The organism is Paenibacillus sp. MT124 (assembly GCF_058792755.1).
Map to the genome: position 1 here is coordinate 1,555,852 of NZ_CM179500.1, position 20,620 is coordinate 1,576,471.

The following is a 20,620-nucleotide window of genomic DNA, read 5'->3' on the forward strand; positions in this document are numbered from 1 at the left end:
CAGTTGTTAAAAGGAGCGAGGTTAGATGGAAAATAATCAATCAATCTGTTTAGCTATCGATGAATCGATCAGATTCTTGGATTCTTCCCCGAACCTAAAGTTCAGCAGCGAATACAGCCGACATAAATGGAATGGGGCCTGGTGGCATATGGCAGCAATTCACGAAATGGGAGAAGTGGGCAAAATCCCCGAATCTGCTATTGTCCAGGCGAAAGGTTGGCTGGAAACGCAAGTCTGGCAGAAGTTCATTGTATCCCCCAATGATCATCCAACAAGCGAAAGTGACAAAATGAAGATGGATTGCTGTCATTGTGAACTTGCGGTGTACTATATGATTCTCCAAGCTTATGGCTGTGATTTGGATCATGAACTTCCCTGGATTCGCGAATGGCTATTGAAATATCAGTTACCTGATGGTGGATTGAACTGTGATCCTGATGCTTATGTTCATTCCCATAAAAGTTCTATTGTTTCTACCCTTCCGCCTCTGGAGGCTATCTTATGGCATACAAACCGCGATTTTACGGAACAGGAAGCCGTGTTTCTCGATGAAGGTGCACGCTATTTAATAGAGCATCGTCTTGTATGTTCTAAACATGATGGGAACATCATTAATACAGACTGGCTGAAACCCTGCTTCCCGAGATTTTTTGAATATGATATATTGCGGGGAATGTCTTACTTGGTAGAATGGTCAAGGCGCAGGAACAAAGCCCTTCCGGATGAGTTGATTGTTGAGGGATTGGAACGATTGAAACCCTATATAAGAGCAGGCAATATGCGAATTGGCAGACAAGTTTTTGATCCACAGGGGCCATGGAATGGAGACACCTTTCCCTTGCTAGAAGAATTGTCCAGAATAGGCGATGTTTCACCTTATCTGACCAGCCAGTTGGATCGAGTTATTAAACAAATGTCGAACACAGCTGATAGGCAGGACGTTTCTGATATGAAGTGATATTTATACAGATTTACACAACTGTTACTTGAATAACTTATACCAGTATAAAGTGGTTTCAATATTAGGGTTATATGACTGCTTCAGTGTGTCAGCTCCACCTAGTATGAATCCTTGTTTCACATAAAATCGGCATGCACCAAGATTATCATCTTGTGCTTCCAAGGACATTCCGATCAGTTTTCTTTGTTTGGCCCACGCTTCTGCTTTATGTAAGAGCAGCTTTCCGACGCCACTGCCTCTATAATCCTTTTTAGTAGCAATATTTTCAATATAACAGAGGCAATTCCAATCCTTAATGATTCTAATTTGTCCTATACAAGTATTATTCATATAAGCTAAAAACAAAGCTTGTTCCTCTCGGTTTATATATTGGCTCCAATCCAGGTTGTCATCTGGAAAACGAGTTTCTCTCGCTTCATCATAAAGTTCTTCAGTATAAGACCATCTTCCTGATTGTAGACTGGGGACAACTCTACCATATATGTTAAACGAATCATTTGTCTTATTGATATCCTCTATTAGTTCATAATTTAATGGGGAAATAATGATTGTACTCTCACGATCCAATATTACACACTCCTTTTAGGACGTTTTGATTTATATAATACCACAAAAAGTAAATTACTCATTGTTATCATTATAAGCAACAATTTTTACGAAAAGAGCCATTCAAAAAGAGAAGCCAACCTGTCATTATGACGAGTTGGCTTCTTTTAACAGGTGGAATTGTTTGAACACATTCCAGTTTTGGTTTTGGACGAGAATGTAGGAAGTCCAAGCTAAACGGTTAAATGCTAGTCTTTTTCCCAAATTCCGAAGGATTTATTCCAGTCCATCTCTTAAATTGCCGGCTAAAGTGGGAAAGGTTTTTGTATCCTAACCGATTTGCTATTTCATTCAGCGACAACTGGGGCTGCTGTAGTAATATCTTTGCTTCTTGAAGTTTTAGATCGGACAAGTATTTTCGCGGCGACATTTGATATATTTTTTGGAAGACTTCCAAACCGTAGTTGGGGCTGATGCCGAGAGAGGCAATAATCGGTTGGATATGAATCGTAAAATCTACACTACCGTTTGTTTCAATGCACCTTTTTTTGAAGGTCCACTTTATTGCTTCGGCAATTTCCTTCGCATATTTTGCTGTCGTGATGGATTGATTTGTTCTTACGTCTGTGGTTGTTGGTTGGATATCCATCAGAATTTCTAATAGTTCAAAGAGGACCACTTGTGCCCTTAACTTTGCTGTAGCGAACAATATTTCTCTATCATTTAGAATGTCTATCCATTTTTGCAGACAAGTCCTTAACCTATTGTGATATGGACTGGAAGGGGTATAGACCCAATCACAGTTTTTCATGATCTTCATACGCAGAGCAGGTTCATCAATATCAAAATGAGCGCAAAAATAGGTCATGGATTCGGGAGAGATACAATGGTTGGTATGTTCAAAACCAGGAGGAATAAGGAGAATCTCATCCTGTTGAATGATATATTGTTCATTTTCAAGAACGGTCTCTTGCGCACCATCCAATACAATTAAAATCTCAAAAGCATGATGGAACTCTTTGGTCATGGACCATGGAGAAGGAACCGTTTGCTTGTGGGCACCAAAAAAGCGAATGTTCCAATCAATGCGTGGAAGAAGTTCTGTTGTGCTGCCTATAAATGCTTGCATGTTATGATCCATCCATGTGACCACCTTTGATTTGGGTAAATTAAACGTTAATGATGCAATCGAAATTCGACATGAATCGTTATTATAATATAAGTAAGCAACAGGGAAACGCTTTCGTAACTGACCTTGATATATCTTCTATTATCGATATTCAGCAAGAGTGTACGTTTATTATAGTCAAAAAAGAAAACGGTATCAATTTGTTGCTGGCGATCTCAGTAAAAAGGGTAAGACTCGCCATAAAATAGAAAGCGCTTAAAATAGTGCTGAACCAAACAGATGACTATGAAAGGGATTAGAGAAATGACAATGATTAATAATCCTGTAATACCTGGAATGGCTCCAGACCCGTCGATTATTCGGGTTGATGATGAATACTATATTGCAACGTCCACTTTTCACTGGAATCCAGGGATACAAATTTTCAAATCAACAGATCTGGCAAACTGGGAGCTCATTGACTTTGTATTGAAAGAGGGCGAAGTCAATTTACGGGGGACGTATACACCTGCTGGGATCTGGGCACCCCATTTATCTTATGATGCATCCACGAAGAAGTATTGGCTCGCGTATTCCCACATGACGAATATGGCAGGTCGTGAATTTAATGCCGATTCATACGCAATATGGGCAGATCATATCAATGGGCCATGGTCGGAACCGCTTTATCTTACATCCATTGGTTTTGATCCAGCTATATTTCATGACGAGGATGGAAGACACTACATTTCCATACTTGAATGGGAAACGCGTCAAGGCTATCAAGCACCCGGGCATATTGTAATAGCTGAGTTTGATTTAGATGAAGGAAAGATTATCGGGACTTGGCAACGGGTAACCCAGGGGTTTACCAGCCGGGGTTGTGCAGAAGCACCTCAGATTTATAAACATAACGGGTATTACTACCTTATCATTGCAGCAGGTGGAACAGGCTATGCACACGGTGTAGAGATGGGACGATCAACAAATATTTTTGGACCATATGAACCGCATCCTTCCAAAGAGCCAATCATCACCTCTTCACCAAGGCATTTGTTTTCACTTGGTGATCCGGATGCAGGACATTTTGAAATGTACAATCCAACTTCAAAAATGCAAAAAGCAGGTCATGGCTCATTAGTACAAACCCATACGGGTGAATGGTATATTGCTCATCTCATGTCTCGACCTCTTGAAGGTACCCTGCTAAATCCGTTGGGACGGGAAACGTCAATTCAAAAAATGAAGTGGTCACAGGACGGTTGGCTTGAAATGGAAGATGGGTCCAACTTGGCCAAAATGGAAGTGAAGGGCATGGAGGGAGTTCAATTATCGTCTCCAGCATCTCATGACGTTCATGATCATTTTGATGATGCAACCTATGGTGTGCAGTTTATGACGCCATATCGAAATCAAGAAGCTGGTTGGGTAAACACGATGGAACGTCCCGGATACTTGCGTATATACGGAGAGAACTCTTTCTTTTCGCAAGTGAATCCGGCATTGATGGCAACTCGGGCGACATCATTTCATTATGAATTTCAAACAAGGGTTCAATTTACCCCTGATCACTACTCGGAAACGGCTGGTATGGGACTCTACTATGATTCAAATAACTGGCTCTACGCTCACTTAACCTATTCCGAATTATCTCATGGAACGGTATTAAATGTATTGCAAGCAAAGTTAGGGAATCGTAATGAATTGCTTCAAGAAACGATCCCGGTTCCTGAGAATGTGATTGATCTGAAATTGAACTATAATTCAGGCATTGCAGATATTTTTTACCGCTTGGAACCGGATGGAGAATGGGAAGTATTAGCAAATACGATTGATGCTGCGTATTTATCTGATGAAGGTGTTAACGGTCAGCCAGGTGAAATAGGTGGGTTTACCGGGCTGTTTAACTTCATAGGTTCGGTTGATGCACATCAGCATGACTCATATGCAGATTTTGACTTCTATTCAGTTAAGAATGATTAAGCCTTCAGAGGGGAAATTACACATGACAACGATACCGCTTAAACGTTTAGTACCAGGTTTAATCATTGGGCCTGCTTCCTGGCTGGGGCCATATATTGCTACAGCAAGCTTGTTTTTGCCAGCAATGATACAGCAGTTGGATGCGGAAAACAAAATCAACATTTTAGCACTGTTTTCAGCATTAGGGATGATCGTGGCAGCTATTTCAAATATGGTAGCCGGATACTTCTCCGACCGCACCAAATCACGTTTCGGAAAGCGGACGCCTTGGCTCGTCTCTGGGGCATTTGTATTTATGTTAGCCATGATCCTCGCTTCCACGGCCACTTCCATTCCTTTTTTATTGCTAAGTTGGATGCTTGGTCAAATTGCATTAAACTTCATTGTCGCACCAATGGTTGCCTGGTTGGATCTGGCGCCGGATAGCGGCAAAGGGACAGCTTCGTCAGCTTATGGTGGACTGGGTATGGCGCTTGGTAACAATGGTTTTACGATTTTAGCAGCCGTTTTCTTGAGTCAATATCGTTTAGGGTTTATTATCTTCGGCATCATTACATTCATCGGTACACTGATTGCAGCGTTTATTGTACGTGAACCATCGAACCTGGAAGAAAAGATGGATAAATCCTCATTGCCAAAGAAGAACAAGCTTTCAGTCAAAGAGGTACTGGCTGTTTTTCCAAAATGGTCTGTTGGCCGTGACTATTACTTAGCGCTAATCGGTAAGATATCTCAAGGGATTGGGAATTTTGCGATAACAGGATACTTATTATTCATCATGACAGATTTCTTGCACAAAGATACTTCAGCGACACAGCAGTCAGTGCAATTAATCAATATCATTATGTTGATCTTTGGCATAGTCATGGGTTTTATTGCCGGGCCTATTTCCGATAAGTTTAATATTTTGAAACTACCGGTCGGTTTGTCGACCATTGCACTGGGAATCGGGGCACTGAGCCTATTCTTCCTGCAAAATGATGTGGGTATCATTATCTATGGGTTTATGGCTGGCCTGGGAATGGGGATATGGAATTCCCTGGATAATCTATTGAATTTAAGAGTTATTCCTGATAAGGAACAAGTTGGATTGTTTTTGGGAATCTATAACCTGGGGAATACCGTGACACAAGCGATTGCGCCGGTGATTGCAGCTTTTATGATTGCTCAGATCGGGTTCTCGTCCATTTTTATCATGTCATTTGTTCTAGCAATTATCGGAGGAATTTCAATCCTCTCCATTAAATCGGTAACTAGATAGATTATAACTCGTCTTTAAACGAAGTAAATCTAACGGAATAAAGGAGACCATGCCAGCAGGTATGGTCTTCTTTATTTTTTTTCTATCAAGAAAGATGAAAAAAACCAAAATTTAAACTTAACTTAAACTGGGTCCGTACTTCACCTTTAACCTGGAGGGTTATGATCGTTCCCAAGGTAAAGCATCAATAACAAATGGAGGAATGAAAAAGGCATTTTGACGACGAAAAAAATATGGAGGGGAGCCGAGTATCAAGTGAGTGTCAAAAAGAAAAGTAAGATTCTAACCCTCTTTAAAAGAATGTTTGTATTCATGTTGTCGGTTGTACTCATCTGGATTTGCTTTCATCACATCATGAAGCTGGTAGAAAGAGATCGATACCCGGCAATAGGAAAATATATCCAAGTGGAGAATGGACGGATGCATGTCTACACAAAAGGGAACGGACCAAACACCATTGTGTTATTAAGCGGCCTGGGAACTGCCTCGCCTGTACTGGATTTTGAGCCTTTAATGAATGAGATGTCCACACATAACAAAGTTGTCGTGGTAGAGCCGTTCGGATATGGCTGGAGTGATATGACCGATGAGAAAAGAACGGTGGAACACATTGTTGGGGAACTGAGAAGTGCACTGCAGCAATTGAATATCCCAGGGCCATATGTATTAATGCCGCATTCTGTTTCCGGAATTTATAGCATGTACTATGCTCATAAATATCCTGAAGAGGTTAAGGCGGTTGTAGGCATAGACGCAACGTGGCCAGCAGCTCTCGATTACTTCAATGAAACTCCTCCATCCATGCCAGGTTATATGAGATATATGGCACCCTCTGGATTGGCTAGACTCGCCATCTCCCTGGATGCTCGTAATTATCTTCCCCTTGCGAGTGAGGGTACTTATTCGGACAAGAATCTAGCAATGACCAAAGCCATTACAGCATGGAATGCTTACAACGAAAATGTCGTTCAAGAGACCAATGAATTGGGTGATAATGTGAAAAAAACAGCTCATATGTCCTTTCCATCAGATATGCCTGTGTTGTTTTTTAGCAGAGAAGATGACAGGGTGAGGGAGGATGGTAAATCGCTATTTACTTTTTTACAAACCCAACTTACGGATCATCCTGCGAGTACAATCATCCCTTTGCAAGGTCATCATTACCTTCATTGGACCCAATCCAAGGAGATGAATGAAGCTGTCTTGAAATTCATGAAGGATATTGAGGATAGGGAATAAGGAAGCTCAACGAGAAATTTTAAAAAAAGGCAGCCGATCCATGATCGACTGCTTTTGTTCATTTAACAGGTGAAAGGGGACAACTCATTGAAGATTTACTTCTTGGCCTTTGTACAAGTTCTCCTTTACAATTAGGGCACACATACTTCATTTTCACAGTACACTCATGGCAAAAAGTACATTCATGCGTACAAATATACGCTAAAGAATCCGTATGGAGCCTGCTTTCGCAGGTTTGGCATGTATTTCTCATTTCTAAAGACAAGGTAAAGACCTCCTGTATTTTTATTTTTTGAAACGTTCTATTAATCTAATTTTAATAAAACCATTGCTCCCCTTACATAATGATCTGATGGTAATTTTATAGAATGACTTTCTTTTTAGTTGAAAAAATAGTGTTTCACTTAAAATTCTTAATGAGGAGTTATAAGCATGGATGAGATTGATCGAGACATACTATTACACTTGCAGGAAAATGCCCGGTGTTCCTTTACGGAACTAGGGAAAAAAGTAGGGTTATCTACCCCTGCAGTGAACGAGAGAGTTAAGAAGCTTGAAGAGAAAGGGATTATCGCTGGCTATAAAGCAATCATCAATCCGGACAAAATAGACAAACCTATCACAGCGTTTATCCTCTATAACTATACAAAGTGTGAACAGTTCACAGTGTTCTGCAAAGATCATACGAGTGTGATCGAGTGTCATCGGCTGGCTGGATCGTACAATTATTTAATCAAGGTTTTGACGGATTCTGTTCAATCTTTAGAGAACTTTATAGATGCTTCCATGGCATTTGGACAGCCATCGACCTTGATTAGACTTTCTTCACCTGTGGAGAGTAAAGCAATCAACTAAATGCAATGGAGTGAACCGTTCATGATATTATTCCCTTGCTTTTTCATAGGAATGTTTGGGGGATGACGTCTGCTTGCCTTCTCCGTTATAATATTCGTCATACTAGAGTTCGATCTGGAATGATGGAGGAGTAAACATGAAGCTGGAACGTGTGCAGATTGAATATGCGCGTCTTGAGGATTTGCCGAGAATTGTGGAGATTTATAATTCCACAATCGAGAGCCGGATGGTGACAGCAGACCTGGAGCCTGTTACGGTTGAGCAGCGCGTGCCTTGGTTTGAGGAGCATTCACCGGACCGTCGTCCGCTCTGGGTGATGAGACTTGAGGGACAGGTTGTGGCCTGGGCCAGTCTGAGTTCATTTTACGGGCGGCCAGCCTACAACGGTACAGTGGAAGTGAGTGTGTACGTTGATGAGCAATGCCGGGGAATCGGGGCCGGTGGACGTTTGTTAAATACAATTTTTGCTGCTTGTCCTGCGCTGGGAATTACAACGATTCTGGGCTTTGTCTTTGGACATAATGAACCAAGTCTTGGTTTGCTGCGCAAGCATGGCTTTGAGCAATGGGGCTACTATCCGGAAGTGGCTGTACTGGACGGTGTGAAACGGGATCTGGCGATTTTGGGCAAAAAAATAATGTAAATGATCTGCTGTCAGGCTATGAGCCATGATCAGTATTTTAATTATTAATGACTACTTCGAACTAAAAAAACCTCCAATTCACGCTGACGTGCATTGGAGGTTTTTTACGTGTTTATTTTGGATGAGGAGAGCTCTTAAAATCCGAGCGCCTGCTTGATATCCTTGATCTGCCCGAGATGGCGTTCTTCATGATAGCTTGCAAAATCAACCCACTGGGCAAGGTCCATCTCTCCAAATACAGGATGAGGGAAAGACTTGCTGCGCAGCAGGGAGGAATCATTGGTTTGGGCGAAATCAGTCAATGCCTGATGGGATTGTTCCAGATCCTGGCGAACGTCAGCAAGAGATTCCGGCTCTGCTGGAGGCTGCAGATGGGGCGGAGCATCAAGGGAACGGCTGCGGTCCAGTGAAAGTTCGTAAGGTTTTTTATCGACGGTCACATTTTGTTCCTTCTGCAGAGCAAACTCAGCTTGCTTCACAATGATGCGCTCCATTAGGTTCAAGTGACGGAGTACCTGCATAACACTCCATTGCTCCGGTGCAGGTTTCCGGTTCAATTGTTCTTCGTCCAGCTCCGAGACAGTCTGCCAGATCTGATGCCGAATATCGTCATTGCGAGTTAACATGTTGCATTCCTCTCCTTATACATGGGTTCATGCCGAATTAATGTTGTTATGTGTAACTATACAAACAAAAATAAAGCCGTCTGCGAAGAACGACTTCTCATCCAAATAATTGGACTCCAAAAAAAGATTGACGAGCAGACCACGGCAAACTATAATCGGTAACAAGTAACTTGATATGTAAGGAGTCCTGACATGATATGTTAGTAATCGACGAGGTGTACCACCATACAGCATTGCAAATATCATCGTCCGATTTATTGTACCTTATCGAGCAGCTGAAGGTCAAAAAAGAAAATGAGATTGGAACCCTCAAACATAAAATTGAACTATTTGAACAAAAGAAGCGTGCGGAGGAAGTCGCCTATCAATCCATGTCGCCCGTAAGGAAGTGGTTCGCAGGCCGTCCTGCCTCCCATCATCAGGCCGTGGAATATATGGTGCAGGTGAAGGAGCGCTTTCGCAAGATGGAACAGATCCGCCGTCATATTCGTGAACTGGATCGGATTATGGAGCAAATCGAGCACCCTCACATCAAGGAGAAAGGCGAGATTGAGCTTCCGCCCGATATGATCCGCGAGATCAGACAGCTTAGTGAAACGGAGGATGTACAAGCATGACTTTGGAGACGTTAAGCTCCGGGATCGATACGGTCTGGGTGGTACTGAGTGCGGCCATGATTTTATTGATGGAGGGTGGGTTTGCCCTTCTGGAGGCCGGGTTTGTCCGTTATAAAAATAGTGTGAACATTATCATGAAGGTTTTTGCCGACATTACGATAGGCACATTACTGTTTTATGCTGTTGGATTCGGATTGATGTACGGCTCTGATGCTGGCGGTTTTGTTGGAGTTACGGGATTCTTCCTGAATGGCGATCTGTCTCATATCGACGTGCCTGTATCGCTTGAAACGTTCTGGCTGTTCCAAGCCGCGTTCACCATCGCCGTTATTTCCATCGTATCAGGTGCGGTAGCAGAACGGATCAACTTCCGTGCCTACCTCCTGTATATCATTTTAATGACGGCTATAATATACCCGGTTGGCGGTCACTGGGCATGGGGCGGCGGTTGGCTCAGCGAGCTGGGCATGCAGGATTTTGCCGGATCGGCTGTCATTCATGCCCTGGGAGGATTCTCGGCCTTGGCCGCAGCGATCATTATTGGTCCGCGCAAAGGCAAATACACGCCTCATGGCGTGAGTGCAATTGCTCTTCCCAGCAATCTTCCGCTTGCTTCCGTAGGTGCATTTCTGTTGTGGTTTGGCTGGTTCGGTTTCAACGCCGGGAGCACACTGAGCGCCACGGATGTAAGAATCGGCCATATTGCGATTGTCACCATGCTATCCGCTGCCTCGGGTGGAGCGGTTACGATGTTATACACGCTGTTCCGCTTCAAACGTTCAGATGCTCCGTCCGTCATTAATGGATCCCTTGCCGGTCTGGTGGGGATTACGGCAGGCTGTGCATTTGTTGGCGATGCAGCAGCGATCTTTATCGGTGCGGTATCCGGCCTGCTCATGATGGCAGCAACCAATTGGCTTGAACGTCGCCGGATCGATGATCCGGTTGGTGCTTTCCCTGTTCATGCGGCATCCGGGATGTGGGGGACGATTGCTGTAGGGCTGTTCGCCACAGACGGCGGGTTATTCATGGGCGGTGGCTGGAAGCTGCTCGGTGTTCAGGCACTGGGACTCGCGGCGCTTGTCATTTGGGGCTTTGTCATGACCTGGTTCGGTCTGAAGCTCATTGGCAAAATGGTACCTGTTCGCTCCACGGAAGAAGAGGAAGATCTGGGACTGGATATTAGCTACCATGGCGTGATGGCTGCGCATCAGGCTCATGAGTTTCTCGATGGAGAAGAGCACATTCGGGCTTTACAGCGTGATTCGTCCGAGCAGATTCGGTAACAAGGTTATATATGTAAGGAGACCTGCGGATGGTTTTGCGGGTCTCTTTTTTTAACCACAAGCAGGGAAAGAACTCGTGCCGGAAGAATATACAGGTGTGAACGTGAATATGTCTCACCATAGATGTATTGGCTGAAGGAGAGGATCTGAATGATTAAACCCGAACAATGTGAACGTCTGACTAGAAAAGCTCGCAAAACGCTGGAGGAGTACGGATTGGGCACTGCCGCTGATCTATTGGTATCCTCAAGTCGCTGGGGAATCCGGCTGGATGTATCGACACTCGATGAATATCGCCGAACGGGCAATTCACGTGTGGGCGGCAATCCGGATCTCCCTGAGCATATCCAGTGGCCGCTGACACAGGATGGTGTGCCGATGACTTTTCTTGCCCAGCTGAATCTTGTGGACTTGCTTCCATATACCCCGAATGATGGACGCGTGAGCTTGCCTGAACGGGGAATGCTCTACTTTTTTATTGGGGTCGATGAGCCCGCCTACAATATTGAACATCATGTGATCTATGAGCCGGATTCGCATAACCTGACTAGGCGTGAGCCTGAAGGCGTTACCGCGCTGGAGACCGAATTTGCTGCACATGCCGTTACGGTACTGCCTAATTTGGAGTTTCCTACATATGCTTATGTTGATGCCCAGGCGCTGAATGCACTATCCGTACAGCAGTCGGGCGAGAATGAAGTGGCAGACCCGGAAGGGGGGCTGTATGAGCGGTATCTTGAATTCGAATCGGACTGGAATCATCCGAGTACCCAGAATTGGGGCGGAATGTTCGGTTACCCTGACGGCCAGCACCCGGATGCAGAGCATCAAGCGCTGTTACAGATCGTACTTGGTGAAGAATACGAGTATGATGAAGAGAAATGCGAGAACAAGCTGACTGCCCATTATGGCGGAGATCCGGAACGCACACGGCAGGAACTGGAGGATACGTTACTGCTTCTTAAGATAGATACCCATGACGCCATTGGTTTCCAGTGGTGGGACTGCGGAGAATTGCAGTTTTTCATTCGTAAGTCTGATCTGTTTGTCGGAAGATTTGATCGAACCTATTGTTCGTTATACTCAAGTTAAAATCCAGATTGAATGTATAGAAGCAACAAAACGTCCCTGTTTCCGTCTATATGATGGAGGAGGGACTTTTTTTGTTCGTGAATGTTGGTTTTGCTAGGTAGCTTGTTTATATATATAGGGGGTGTAATACTGATTGAAATACGATCATACGTTCTGTATAATGGGATGAAAAGGAAGTGATATCGGTGATTCAATCTGCATTCAAACATATTGATGTGGCAGTCGCATCATTGATTGATATCTGTGATGAGCTGTCCGAACAGGATTTGACTTTGACTCCGATTGAGGGGAAACCGCCAGTAGGTGAGCTGCTCTCGCATTTGTCGATGATCTGTCGTGCAGGCGTGTACATATCAGAAGGTGCCTCGGAAGAGGAGATGGCTGCGTTTTATGAAGAGAATCAACCCCGTACGTTAAGCGAGATCAAGCAGGCTCTTATTGAGAATCAGATGTATTTGTATCAACGGTACAGGCAATTTAACACGGAGGAACTGCTGAAGGTAACCGATTCCTATTGGGGGGCGTCCTATAGTCGTCTGGAATGGCTGCTCGAGATTATGGGGCACGTTTATCATCATAGAGGGCAGCTATATACAATGCTGACCCTGACGGGGAGAGAGTCCAAGGCGTATTGTTTGACTAATTGAATACATAGGGTTTTTGGTACTGCCTAAATCAGATCGTTCTAATACAATACATAGAAGCTTGCGAGTCCGGTACTGCAATAGGTTAAAGGACCAATAGACGGACGATACTATTTATACATTAAGAGCGGAGGACCATGAGTTGAAACGGAATCTCACATATCAGGCGTTACATGGCTTGCTTCAGAACATTCCTCAACTGCATCAGGTAACAGAGGTGGAGCCCTTGTTGAGGGGTTATTCATCGGATCTGAAATGTAAGGTCTTTGTCCCGGATCAGGGGCATTTTTTGCTGCGTACATATCACCTGTCTCAGGAATCTTTGAAAAGGACTGAATATCAATGCATGACTGCCATGCGGGAATTGGGTGTCCGCTGTCCATTACCGATAAGCATGGGACGGCTGGATGAACAGAATGGTTATATGCTGCTTGGCTATATCGAGGGTGAAGAAGCATCGGAGGCTCTTCCCCACATGAGCCAACAAAGTCAATGGGATGTAGGCATGGAAGCAGGTACAGAACTGCGAAAGATCCATCGCTTCAAGGTAGAGGACCAAGCAGAATCGTGGTACGTCCGCAAGAGCAAGAAGCATAAGCTTTATGTGGAGAAGTATAGACAGTGTTCTGTCAAAATGGAACATGATCAGCATGTTCTGGCATTTATCGAAGAGAATCTGGACTGGATGAAACATCGGCCCGATGGATTCCAGCATGATGATTTTCATCCGGGCAATCTTGTCATCAAGGATGATAAGCTTGCAGGAGTCATTGATTTCAACCGCTTTGACCAGGGTGATCCGGTTCATGAATTTCTGAAGCTGGGCCTGTTTGCATCCGAGACGAGCATTCCCTATTCCATTGGACAGATCCAGGGTTACTTTGGCGGTAACGAGCCTGACGAGCAGTTCTGGAGGTTGTATTCCTTATACACAGCAATGGCGCTTGTATCTTCTGTGGTGTGGATCCAGCAGGTGAAACCGGAAGAGACAAATGACATGATGGACAAGATTGAGCGTGTTCGGGTAGATCATGATGATTTTCGCAGATTCGTTCCCCGGTGGTATAATTTGAAGAATCAATGATTCATGGAATCGAAAGGAATAATGCCGTGGCACAGCCAGCTACCATTCTGCTTGTGGATGACGAGCAGGAAATTATTAAACTGATGGAGATTTATTTTGGCAATGAAGGTTACAGGGTTTTGACGGCAAGTGACGGAATCGAAGCACTGGAACAACTGAAGAAAGAACAGATCGATCTGATTATTCTGGATGTCATGATGCCGAATATGGACGGAATCGAAGCGTGCATGAAGATCAGAGAAGAGCAGAAGATGCCTATCATCATGCTGTCCGCCAAGAGCATGGATATCGACAAGATAACGGGACTAAGCATTGGTGCGGACGATTATGTGACCAAGCCGTTTAATCCCCTTGAACTTGTTGCCCGGGCCAAATCCCAGCTTCGCAGGTACTATACGTTCAATGAAGGACGGGAACACAAGGAGCATGAATGGGTCATCGATGATCTGGTCATCAATACGGATACACATGAGGTCTGGGTAGACGAGCAGCCTGTTCGGCTAACTCCGCGAGAATTTGCCGTGCTGGAACTGCTCGCACGTCATCAAGGCTCTGTATTAAGCATGGAGCAGATTTACAGACAGGTATGGAAAGAAGAATTTATGGAATCCAATAATACGGTGATGGTACATATCCGGAAGATTCGCGAGAAAATTGAAGTCGACAGCAAACATCCGAAGTTTATTCAAACTGTGTGGGGCGTTGGCTACAAAATGATTAAGCCGTAACACAAATGCTCAATTATATCGCCACGTTGCATGGAAGTTGAAGCACATGAGCAGGGAGTCTTGTGAATGAATTCAAAATTGATTAATACGGTCCGGTGGAAGTTTATCTATGCCTTTCTGCTGAGCGGGATTTTGACGGCAGCTATTCTGTATGGCGGCAGCAAGGTTGTGCAATCGATTCTGGCAGCTCAGGTATATCCCGATTACTCCATTCCAGCCAGAGGAATCCGGTGGCTGATTAACCATGTTGGTTCTGTTCCGCTGATGATTATAATCGGCGTGTTAGCTTTTGTACTGTTCTTTTTCCTGTTCACGCGCAGGGTGATGCTGGTTCTGGATGAAATTACTGACGGCATCCAGGAGGTGGCCAAAGGGGAGCTGTCACACCGGATCGAGGTGAAGACATCGGACGAATTCGGCGTGGTTGCTGCCAGCATCAATCAGATGGCCGAGCAATTGCAGCAATCGCTGCAGGAAGAGCGAAGTGCGGTAGCTGCCAAAAATGACCTGATCACGGGTATCTCTCATGATCTTAGAACCCCGCTGACCTCCATTCTTGGTTTCCTGGAGTACATCGAGAAGGATCGGTACCAGGACGAGATTGAAATGCGTTATTATGTCAGCATTGCATATGAGAAATCCTTAACCTTAAGGAAATTGATTGATGATTTATTCGAGTATACACGTGTTAGCGGTGGAAGCCTTCCCTTGTCTCTGACACCGCTTAATCTGAATCCGTTTCTGATGCAGTTGGCTGAGGAGTTTGCTCCCATGCTGGAAGAGGCAGGCATGACGTACAAGATCACTGGCGGTCAGGAGCCGCTCTGGATTATGGCAGCTCCGGGAGAACTTGTCCGGGCCTACGAGAATTTGTTCAGCAATGCAATCCGGTATGGAGCACAAGGGAAAGTTGTTGAAATTGCATTATCCCTTGATGAGGGAGAAGCAGTGACCCGTATCAGTAATTATGGAGAATCTATCCCGGCTCAGGATCTGCCTCATTTATTCGAAAGGTTCTACCGGGTCGACAAATCCCGCTCGCGCGAAACGGGAGGCACGGGGCTTGGCCTCGCTATTGCCAAATCCATGATTGAGCTGCATCATGGCCATATCGCCGCATTCAGTGAGAATGGCAGAACCGATTTTGTGACCCGCTTCCCGCTGGCTCCTGCCTCTGTTCATCATGTTTCAGAGGAACAGGGAAGGTAACAAAAGCAGCTATTTTAAGAAAATGATAAGAAGTTAACCACTTCCTTATTAAGAAGTATTCGGTAAGCTTAACCTCAATCCACAAGGATCTACTTAAATGGAGGAGGAGACCGAATATGAGAGGTTCATTACGTACAGTCAGATTAAGATACATATACATCTGTGGAGCAAGTGCGCTGCTTAGCGCCATGCTCCTGTTTGTCGTTTATCGCATGTCACGTTTCGCTTATCATCACATCTTGTCTGAGGCGACAGGGTTCACTCGTATCGTCCACTGGGGAATCAACCATGTCGGAACAAGGCCCTTCTTGATATTCATCGGAGGAGCCTTATTTGCTCTGTTCTTTTGGATTCGATCCCAGAAAATTTCAGACGATATGAACCGGATTACCATGGGAACACAGGAGATGGCTGCAGGGCAGATCCCCGCCCCGATTGAGGTGTTGAATCGAGGCGAGCTCCGGCAGATCGCAGCCAATCTGAATGACGTTGCGCTCCGCATGCACAAGGGGAAGTTGAGTGGACGTGAAGGTTCCGCTTCAATGACTGAATATACTCCAGGTCTCGATAATCATGCTGATGAAAGGATGAAAAGAGATGAAGTGCAGCGAGGTTCGGCGCAATCCGATTTGCCGATCAAACTGACGCTGTATGGTGTTCGTTCTGCACTGGAGGAAATCATGAAAGGACACTGCCGAGACGAAGCTGAGATAGAGCATTGGGTTAGGCTTGCCTATGAACAGACATTACTGTTACAGCATGCGCTTGAGTCCGTTTACCTGGATGCGCGTGAACATGCCTTCCCGGAAGAACAGGAAGGCAAGGAGCAGGGATATTGAGAAAGAAGATAAAGAAGGGAATTTATTATATTTTTGACGCAGCAGTAGTCGTTGTTGTTTTGTTACTAATGGGTTTTCTCTATATGGCTCTATACGGTGAGGCTATGGTGCGTAATCATCCGGAGGCCATAGCCCAAGCCTCTTCGGCCGTTATTACTGACTCGACTGGAGCTGAAATTGCCAGATTCCGTACGCAGTCGAGCGGGTTTGCAGAATATACGGATCTCGAAGACATGCCCGAGCTGTTAATACAGGCATTTCTGGTTACGGAAGACCGCCGTTTTTATCAGCATAAAGGGATCGATTATATCGGTATAAGCCGGGCTGTTGTGCAGGATATCGCACATATGGATTGGAGTCAGGGAGGCAGCTCCATTACGCAGCAGTTGGCCAGAAATCTGTACTTGAACGGAGAGAAAACGCTGGTGCGGAAAGTGAACGAAATGTCGATAGCCATTTCGCTGGAGAAGAGATTTAGCAAGGATGAACTGCTGGAAATGTATCTGAATCATATTTATATGGGGCGCCAGCAGTATGGAGTGAAAGCCGCCGCGCGGCGTTACTTCGGCCATGAAGACCTGCATCAGCTTGAGCTATGGCAGATCGCTACGCTGGCGGGTATTCCCAAGGGGCCTTCCATCTATAATCCGGTGGATGATGATGAGCGATCCAAGCACAGACGCTCCGTCATCCTTGCTCTAATGTACAAACATGGGCTGATTACCCGAGAACAAATGCAGGAAGCACGCCGCGTAGACTATACGCCGCCTGAAGCAGCATCTGTGTCAGGTGGTGCAGAACAACCTAAGCCGGATTATATATCTGTGGTGGATACAGTGATGCAGGAAGCTGCTCGTCTTACTGGCAGGCGAGAAACAGATATTCAATTTGCAGGATGGACCATTCACACCGGACTCGACAGCCAGGCACAGCTAGCCATGGAGGAAGCATTCCGTGACCCCTCACATTTTAGTGATGATCGGAAAGATGAACAGGTACAGGCCAGTATGGTTATTGTTGATCAGCATAATGGTGAAGTGAAAGCGATGATGGGTGGACGAAATCCGGTGACAGGTGGCATGAACCGGGCAATCACCGACGCGAGGCAGCCTGGTTCGGCATTTAAGCCGATTATTGCGTACGGTCCAGCTCTGGAATCCGGTCATTTTAAACCGGAGAGCATGCTGCCTGACAAACGCACGTCGTATGGCAGTTATCGACCAAGCAATCTGGGAGGGCGGTATAGAGGTTCTGTCACGATGTCATCTGCACTCCAGAGGTCCATTAATGCACCAGCGGTATGGCTTCTGAATCAGACGGGGCTGAAACAGGCACATGAGTTTGCAAGCCGGCTGGGGATTGAACTGGATCAGGAAGATTACAACCTCTCCATTGCGCTGGGAGGTGTATATAAAGGCGTATCACCGCTGAAAATGGCCCAGGCCTATTCCGTGTTTGCGAATGATGGCAGATTCAATACAGCACATCTAATTCGGGAGATTAGGGACACGAATGGACGAATCATTTACGCGTATCGACCCGAGAACAAGCAGGTGATCACGTCCACTACGGCTAATACAATGACCATGATGCTGCAAAATGTGGTTAGCCAGGGAACCGGCAGCCGGGCCCAGCTAAGTGGGTACAAGGTGGCGGGGAAGACGGGAACGACACAGGCGGCAGTACCTGGGATCGGCAGGGATGGTAATCGGGATCTGTGGTTCGTCGGTTACACGAGCAAGTGGACTGCAGCTGTCTGGATGGGGTTTGACCACACCGATACAGAACATTACATGCGTTCGGGAAGTGGGGCAGCGGCAGATTTGTTTGCATCAGTAATGAACCGTGCAGGACGGTAAAGCTGGATGGATCCAACCTGTTGGATTTTATTTCCTGATTTACAACACAAAATATGGATCATGAGGTATAATGTACGTTTTAACAGTTTGGAGGGAGGATGAGATGGGAGATCAAGAACGTAACATCGATGTTGACACAAGACAATTGTTTGCTGAACCCGGGACAAGGGTGGAGCTGCCTGGAATATCCGGCTTGGGCGGCTGGCTTATTCTAATTCAGATTAGCTTAATTGCTTCACTGCTGCTACTGGTTGTGGATCTGTCCCAGGTTTCTGTTATCATGAATCCGGCCGATCGGGGAATGTTCAGTGAAGCGGATCTGGACCTGTACCATCGTGTCATGAACCCGTTATTATGGTACGGAGCCATAAGTAACGTCGTTCTTCTGATCATTGTTATTGTGAATTTGATCCTGTTGTATACGAAAAAAAGGCAGTTTCCTCGCATGATGATCATGCTGTACTTGGCTAACGTGCTGGCTGCCATTGGGACATGGATCATGATTGGTCAGACTGAGATTCCAGGAGCGCTGAACGCGTTCGATACAACTCCCGCACGGAATTTAACCATCAGATCGATACTGACATGCTGCATCTTCATCCCATATTTTCTGAAGTCGGTCCGGGTGAAAAACACATTCGTAAAGTAATCCATTCCTGCCAAGCAATCACCCAAAAGCATTAAATTTTAAAAGGCCCGTTATGATCAGGTTAAATCCTGATGAAACGGGCCTTTTCTATGACCATCAGATGTATGAGTCGATATGTAATTCTAGAACCGATTAGGACTTGGCCCTTAGCGCGCCAGGCAGTCGGCGTATCATCTGGTTGAGAACTTCAGAGAGGACAAGTCCTACAGCGATGGCTCCAGATAACATTAGTGCTTTGGCAGCCATCTCGATGGCCGCACTGTAGTCATTCTGTACAAAACTGCGCATGGCGTTATACGCGAGACCACCAGGGACGAGTGGAATGATACCCGCAACGCTGAAGATAATGACCGGCGCCCGGAACAGACGGGAGAACATTTGGCTGATCACACCAACTGCGATGGTAGCTGCAAGTGTAGCAGGAACGGCATCTGCCGCATATTCCAGCACGACATAAATAATCCAGCCGATCATGCCGACGAAGCCGCCATGAAGCAGCATGCGGCGTGGAGCATTGAATATGATGCCAAACGCAGCCGAAGCGACAAAGCTGGTCAGGGCTTGTTCTATAAAATGAAGCATAACCTGCATACCTCCGTCTTACGTAAAAAGTGAAAATACAACCGCAATGCCTGTACCAATGGCAAACGCCGTCAGGAACGCCTCAGCTCCCTTGGATAACCCGGACACCAGATGTCCAGCCATCAGATCACGCACCGCATTGGTAATCAGGAGTCCGGGTACGAGCGGCATGACCGATCCGATAATGATTTTGTCGCGTTCATGTCCAGCTCCGATAGCAACAAGTAAGAAGGCGAGTAAGCCGATAACAAAAGAAGCGCTGAGCTCTGCGAAAAACTTGACCAGCACCAGCCGGTGAAAAACAATAACTGCGGCATAACCGATTCCTCCGCAGATCACAGCAGGCAGGAAGTCATCCCAGCCTCCGCCGAACATGATGGTAAAACAACCACTCGATAGTGCCGCGGCAAGCAGTTTGACCCGTGCAGAATAGGAGGAGGGTTTACCTTCAATCTGCAGCAGCAGATCATGGGCTTCCTGAACGGAGAGTTCCCCTTGGCCTATGCGGCGGGAGACGGCGTTCACTTCGGACACCTTATCCAGATCTGTGGTGCGCTCGGAGATCCGAATCAGCTTGGCTGGTTCGGTAGCATCCACCGAGAAAAAGATACCTGTCGGTACAACATAGCTATGTGAATGAGGGAGTCCCAGGGCGGCAGCCATCCGTTTCATCGTATCTTCCACACGGTAGGTTTCGCCCCCGCTTTGCAGCATGATCTTGCCTGCCAGCAAGCAGATGGCAATCACGCGGGACTGTTCAGTCGTATTCTTTTCCGGAATCTCCTTCTCGGTCTGGACCGTGGGAAGGG

The 20,620-nt window shown here is 45.7% G+C and carries 22 protein-coding genes; 16 read left to right on the plus strand and 6 right to left on the minus strand.

What is annotated here, in order from left to right; genetic code table 11:
* The first annotated feature begins 25 nt into the window (after positions 1-25).
* Positions 26-958 (plus strand): prenyltransferase/squalene oxidase repeat-containing protein, encoded by a 933-nt coding sequence (locus tag AC3RCI_RS07170; RefSeq protein ID WP_492528223.1) that lies wholly within the window; start codon positions 26-28, stop codon positions 956-958.
* 24 nt (positions 959-982) lie between these two features.
* Here the strand turns inward: AC3RCI_RS07170 and AC3RCI_RS07175 are convergent, their stop codons facing one another.
* The gene (locus AC3RCI_RS07175) at positions 983-1,528 is read right to left on the minus strand and encodes a GNAT family N-acetyltransferase (RefSeq protein WP_492471693.1); all 546 of its coding nucleotides are present in this window, start codon (positions 1,526-1,528) and stop codon (positions 983-985) included.
* A gap of 220 nt (positions 1,529-1,748) precedes the next feature.
* Positions 1,749-2,648 carry an AraC family transcriptional regulator gene (locus tag AC3RCI_RS07180; RefSeq protein ID WP_492528225.1) on the minus strand — a complete coding sequence of 300 codons (900 nt, stop codon included), beginning with the start codon at positions 2,646-2,648 and terminating at the stop codon, positions 1,749-1,751.
* Between the two features lie 267 nt (positions 2,649-2,915).
* Here AC3RCI_RS07180 and AC3RCI_RS07185 point away from each other — a divergent pair, with 267 nt between their 5' ends.
* From AC3RCI_RS07185 to AC3RCI_RS07195, 3 genes are all read left to right on the plus strand, one after another.
* Entirely contained in the window at positions 2,916-4,598 is a 1,683-nt protein-coding gene (locus tag AC3RCI_RS07185; protein ID WP_492528227.1) for a glycoside hydrolase family 43 protein, read from the plus strand.
* Positions 4,599-4,620: 22 nt separating this feature from the next.
* Positions 4,621-5,859 carry an MFS transporter gene (locus AC3RCI_RS07190; protein ID WP_222592008.1) on the plus strand — a complete coding sequence of 413 codons (1,239 nt, stop codon included), beginning with the start codon at positions 4,621-4,623 and terminating at the stop codon, positions 5,857-5,859.
* Positions 5,860-6,171: 312 nt separating this feature from the next.
* Entirely contained in the window at positions 6,172-7,098 is a 927-nt protein-coding gene (locus AC3RCI_RS07195) for an alpha/beta fold hydrolase (protein ID WP_492528229.1), read from the plus strand.
* Between the two features lie 58 nt (positions 7,099-7,156).
* On the opposite strand, the gene AC3RCI_RS07200 is transcribed toward AC3RCI_RS07195, so the two are convergent.
* Complete coding sequence (locus tag AC3RCI_RS07200) at positions 7,157-7,363, minus strand: DUF1272 domain-containing protein (protein WP_492471697.1); 207 nt, start codon at positions 7,361-7,363, stop codon at positions 7,157-7,159.
* 167 nt (positions 7,364-7,530) lie between these two features.
* Here AC3RCI_RS07200 and AC3RCI_RS07205 point away from each other — a divergent pair, with 167 nt between their 5' ends.
* Both AC3RCI_RS07205 and AC3RCI_RS07210 read left to right on the plus strand, forming a co-directional pair.
* The gene (locus AC3RCI_RS07205) at positions 7,531-7,953 is read left to right on the plus strand and encodes an Lrp/AsnC family transcriptional regulator (RefSeq protein WP_492528231.1); all 423 of its coding nucleotides are present in this window, start codon (positions 7,531-7,533) and stop codon (positions 7,951-7,953) included.
* A gap of 136 nt (positions 7,954-8,089) precedes the next feature.
* Positions 8,090-8,596 carry a GNAT family N-acetyltransferase gene (locus tag AC3RCI_RS07210; protein ID WP_492528233.1) on the plus strand — a complete coding sequence of 169 codons (507 nt, stop codon included), beginning with the start codon at positions 8,090-8,092 and terminating at the stop codon, positions 8,594-8,596.
* Positions 8,597-8,730: 134 nt separating this feature from the next.
* Here the strand turns inward: AC3RCI_RS07210 and AC3RCI_RS07215 are convergent, their stop codons facing one another.
* Positions 8,731-9,222, minus strand: a complete 492-nt coding sequence (locus tag AC3RCI_RS07215; protein ID WP_492528235.1) for a DinB family protein — start codon at positions 9,220-9,222, stop codon at positions 8,731-8,733.
* A 197-nt stretch (positions 9,223-9,419) separates the two neighbouring features.
* On the opposite strand from AC3RCI_RS07215, the gene AC3RCI_RS07220 reads away from it, so the two are divergent.
* The 10 genes from AC3RCI_RS07220 to AC3RCI_RS07265 all read left to right on the plus strand — a co-directional run bounded on the left by AC3RCI_RS07220 (position 9,420) and on the right by AC3RCI_RS07265 (position 19,229).
* Positions 9,420-9,839 carry a hypothetical protein gene (locus AC3RCI_RS07220; RefSeq protein WP_492528237.1) on the plus strand — a complete coding sequence of 140 codons (420 nt, stop codon included), beginning with the start codon at positions 9,420-9,422 and terminating at the stop codon, positions 9,837-9,839.
* Positions 9,836-11,125, plus strand: coding sequence for an ammonium transporter (locus AC3RCI_RS07225; RefSeq protein ID WP_492528239.1), 1,290 nt, complete (start codon positions 9,836-9,838; stop codon positions 11,123-11,125). The genes AC3RCI_RS07220 and AC3RCI_RS07225 overlap by 4 nt, the downstream gene beginning before the upstream one ends.
* A gap of 150 nt (positions 11,126-11,275) precedes the next feature.
* The gene (locus tag AC3RCI_RS07230; protein WP_492528241.1) at positions 11,276-12,217 is read left to right on the plus strand and encodes a YwqG family protein; all 942 of its coding nucleotides are present in this window, start codon (positions 11,276-11,278) and stop codon (positions 12,215-12,217) included.
* Between the two features lie 185 nt (positions 12,218-12,402).
* The gene (locus AC3RCI_RS07235) at positions 12,403-12,864 is read left to right on the plus strand and encodes a DinB family protein (protein ID WP_127539631.1); all 462 of its coding nucleotides are present in this window, start codon (positions 12,403-12,405) and stop codon (positions 12,862-12,864) included.
* Positions 12,865-13,003: 139 nt separating this feature from the next.
* The gene (locus tag AC3RCI_RS07240) at positions 13,004-13,945 is read left to right on the plus strand and encodes an aminoglycoside phosphotransferase family protein (RefSeq protein ID WP_492528243.1); all 942 of its coding nucleotides are present in this window, start codon (positions 13,004-13,006) and stop codon (positions 13,943-13,945) included.
* Positions 13,942-14,673, plus strand: coding sequence for a response regulator transcription factor (locus AC3RCI_RS07245; RefSeq protein ID WP_492471703.1), 732 nt, complete (start codon positions 13,942-13,944; stop codon positions 14,671-14,673). The genes AC3RCI_RS07240 and AC3RCI_RS07245 overlap by 4 nt, the downstream gene beginning before the upstream one ends.
* Positions 14,674-14,739: 66 nt before the next feature.
* The gene (locus tag AC3RCI_RS07250) at positions 14,740-15,882 is read left to right on the plus strand and encodes a sensor histidine kinase (protein ID WP_492528245.1); all 1,143 of its coding nucleotides are present in this window, start codon (positions 14,740-14,742) and stop codon (positions 15,880-15,882) included.
* A 116-nt stretch (positions 15,883-15,998) separates the two neighbouring features.
* Positions 15,999-16,721 carry a HAMP domain-containing protein gene (locus AC3RCI_RS07255; protein ID WP_492528247.1) on the plus strand — a complete coding sequence of 241 codons (723 nt, stop codon included), beginning with the start codon at positions 15,999-16,001 and terminating at the stop codon, positions 16,719-16,721.
* Complete coding sequence (locus AC3RCI_RS07260; protein ID WP_492528249.1) at positions 16,718-18,580, plus strand: transglycosylase domain-containing protein; 1,863 nt, start codon at positions 16,718-16,720, stop codon at positions 18,578-18,580. Before AC3RCI_RS07255 ends, AC3RCI_RS07260 begins: the two co-directional genes overlap by 4 nt.
* 103 nt (positions 18,581-18,683) lie before the next feature.
* Positions 18,684-19,229: a DUF2569 domain-containing protein gene (locus AC3RCI_RS07265; RefSeq protein WP_492528251.1), complete on the plus strand. Its 546-nt coding sequence runs from the start codon at positions 18,684-18,686 to the stop codon at positions 19,227-19,229.
* A 132-nt stretch (positions 19,230-19,361) separates the two neighbouring features.
* Here the strand turns inward: AC3RCI_RS07265 and AC3RCI_RS07270 are convergent, their stop codons facing one another.
* The gene (locus tag AC3RCI_RS07270) at positions 19,362-19,811 is read right to left on the minus strand and encodes a threonine/serine exporter family protein (protein ID WP_402873608.1); all 450 of its coding nucleotides are present in this window, start codon (positions 19,809-19,811) and stop codon (positions 19,362-19,364) included.
* 18 nt (positions 19,812-19,829) lie between these two features.
* Complete coding sequence (locus AC3RCI_RS07275) at positions 19,830-20,591, minus strand: threonine/serine exporter family protein (RefSeq protein WP_153980604.1); 762 nt, start codon at positions 20,589-20,591, stop codon at positions 19,830-19,832.
* Between the last annotated feature and the right edge of the window lie 29 nt (positions 20,592-20,620).

Coding starts and splice junctions, on each gene's coding strand:
- AC3RCI_RS07170 (WP_492528223.1), top strand. CDS start 26: ATGGAAAATAATCAATCAATCTGTTTAGCTATCGATGAATCGATCAGA.
- AC3RCI_RS07180 (WP_492528225.1), bottom strand. CDS start 2,648: ATGGATCATAACATGCAAGCATTTATAGGCAGCACAACAGAACTTCTT.
- AC3RCI_RS07185 (WP_492528227.1), top strand. CDS start 2,916: ATGACTATGAAAGGGATTAGAGAAATGACAATGATTAATAATCCTGTA.
- AC3RCI_RS07190 (WP_222592008.1), top strand. CDS start 4,621: ATGACAACGATACCGCTTAAACGTTTAGTACCAGGTTTAATCATTGGG.
- AC3RCI_RS07195 (WP_492528229.1), top strand. CDS start 6,172: ATGTTGTCGGTTGTACTCATCTGGATTTGCTTTCATCACATCATGAAG.
- AC3RCI_RS07205 (WP_492528231.1), top strand. CDS start 7,531: ATGGATGAGATTGATCGAGACATACTATTACACTTGCAGGAAAATGCC.
- AC3RCI_RS07210 (WP_492528233.1), top strand. CDS start 8,090: ATGAAGCTGGAACGTGTGCAGATTGAATATGCGCGTCTTGAGGATTTG.
- AC3RCI_RS07215 (WP_492528235.1), bottom strand. CDS start 9,222: ATGTTAACTCGCAATGACGATATTCGGCATCAGATCTGGCAGACTGTC.
- AC3RCI_RS07220 (WP_492528237.1), top strand. CDS start 9,420: ATGTTAGTAATCGACGAGGTGTACCACCATACAGCATTGCAAATATCA.
- AC3RCI_RS07225 (WP_492528239.1), top strand. CDS start 9,836: ATGACTTTGGAGACGTTAAGCTCCGGGATCGATACGGTCTGGGTGGTA.
- AC3RCI_RS07230 (WP_492528241.1), top strand. CDS start 11,276: ATGATTAAACCCGAACAATGTGAACGTCTGACTAGAAAAGCTCGCAAA.
- AC3RCI_RS07245 (WP_492471703.1), top strand. CDS start 13,942: ATGATTCATGGAATCGAAAGGAATAATGCCGTGGCACAGCCAGCTACC.
- AC3RCI_RS07250 (WP_492528245.1), top strand. CDS start 14,740: ATGAATTCAAAATTGATTAATACGGTCCGGTGGAAGTTTATCTATGCC.
- AC3RCI_RS07255 (WP_492528247.1), top strand. CDS start 15,999: ATGAGAGGTTCATTACGTACAGTCAGATTAAGATACATATACATCTGT.
- AC3RCI_RS07265 (WP_492528251.1), top strand. CDS start 18,684: ATGGGAGATCAAGAACGTAACATCGATGTTGACACAAGACAATTGTTT.
- AC3RCI_RS07270 (WP_402873608.1), bottom strand. CDS start 19,811: ATGCTTCATTTTATAGAACAAGCCCTGACCAGCTTTGTCGCTTCGGCT.